Origin of the sequence: Streptomyces sp. NPDC006265 (assembly GCF_040613555.1) — a bacterium.
Classification (GTDB): Bacteria; Actinomycetota; Actinomycetes; order Streptomycetales; family Streptomycetaceae; genus Streptomyces.
The window spans coordinates 1-1,434 of sequence record NZ_JBEXSH010001401.1; the positions used below are offsets into that span (position 1 = coordinate 1).

At 73.3% G+C, this 1,434-nt stretch carries 2 protein-coding genes; one reads left to right on the plus strand and one right to left on the minus strand.

Translation table 11 applies throughout. The features are described 5' to 3' along the window. A partial coding sequence (locus ABZ281_RS49270; protein WP_356665365.1) for a PucR family transcriptional regulator ligand-binding domain-containing protein occupies positions 1-949 on the minus strand: 949 nt, incomplete at its 3' end. A 227-nt stretch (positions 950-1,176) separates the two neighbouring features. On the opposite strand from ABZ281_RS49270, the gene ABZ281_RS49275 reads away from it, so the two are divergent. Beyond that, positions 1,177-1,434 (plus strand): aminotransferase class III-fold pyridoxal phosphate-dependent enzyme (locus ABZ281_RS49275; protein WP_356665367.1); only part of this gene is annotated, 258 nt, incomplete at its 3' end.

Sequence of the window (1,434 nt, forward strand, 5' to 3'; positions counted from 1 at the left end):
GGCCCAGCGCCGCGCAGCGGGCGCGGACGTCCTCGGCGGAGTGGTGGCGCTGCTCCGCCAGCTCCCGCAGGACGGTGCGGTGGGCCGTGTGCTCCCACGGCGTGGAGTGGATGAGCCGGGCCACCGTCAGGGCCATCGCCGTCCGCTCCAGGACGGTGACGTGCTCCGGACCGAAGACCGGCCCGTCGGCGGGCAGCATGGCCAGACGCCCCCAGCGTTCGCCCTGGTAGGAGACGGGCGCGGTGAGCCAGCCCTCCGGGCCGCCCACCTCGGTGCGGTCGCCGGGCTCGGTCGCACGGGAGCGCCGCTCCCAGTCCCCGAGCGCCTCCTCCACCGTGTTCCCCGAGGGCTCGCAGATCAGCGCCTGGTGCACCAGGTTCTCCAGCACGACCGTCCGGCCGCTCATCTCCGCCGCCGCGCGCACCACGTCCTCCGGCCCGGCACCGCGCAACGTCAGAGCCGTGAACGCCTCGTGGATCCGCTGCGTCCGCCGTATCGCGTCGGCCTGGTTGCCGAGGATCAGCGCGTGCACGACCTGGGTCACCTCCAGGAAGTTGACGTCCCGGACGAGGGTGACCAGGGGGAGCCCCCGGGCCCGGCAGGCCTGCACGAGGGCATCGGGCGGCCGGTGAAAGCGCCGTACGAGTTCGATGACCAGGGCGGCCGCTCCGACCTCGGTGAGTTCGTCGACGTACCGGCGGACGCCTGCGGCGTCCTCGGGCAGCGGCATGCCGGTGGTCAGGACCAGCTCGCCGCCCTTGAGGAACGAGGCCGGGTCCGTCAGCTCGGTGATGTGCACCCAGCGCACCGGCCGGTCCAGCTCGGCCAGCCCCGTGACGACCTGGGGCTGTCCGGCGGCCAGGACCGGGAGGGCCAGGACGTCGGCGAGGGTGGGAGCGCGACCGGCCGGGGCGGGATCACGGCCGGCCGTCGAGGGGTGCTGGTTCACGATGCCTCCCTGCGTGCCCGGTCACTCTGACAAGCCGGGCTGACCTGTGCAAGAGCTGTCCACGAGAGGGACAGGCGGTGCCTGGGGGGTCCGGCGGTTGACACAACGTCCGAACAACGGGTTCCGGCCGGACAGATCACGCGTTGTCGCCCGTCGCGGCGGCCTGGATGCTCGGACACCGGAGCTGAGCCAAGCAACCACACCTCGTCGTACGGCCGGGAGACACCATGACCGCACTGTCGCCGCACCTTCGCCAGGCCACGCCCGTCGTGGCGGCACGGGGCGAGGGCGTCCACCTCTACGGTGAGGACGGCCGCCGCTACCTCGACTTCACCGCCGGCATCGGCGTCACCAGCACCGGGCACTGCCACCCCAAGGTCGTGGCGGCGGCGCAGGAGCAGGTGGGCACGCTGATCCACGGTCAGTACACGACCGTCATGCACCAGCCGCTGCGCCGCCTCGTCGACCCAGGCCCTGGCCCGGTC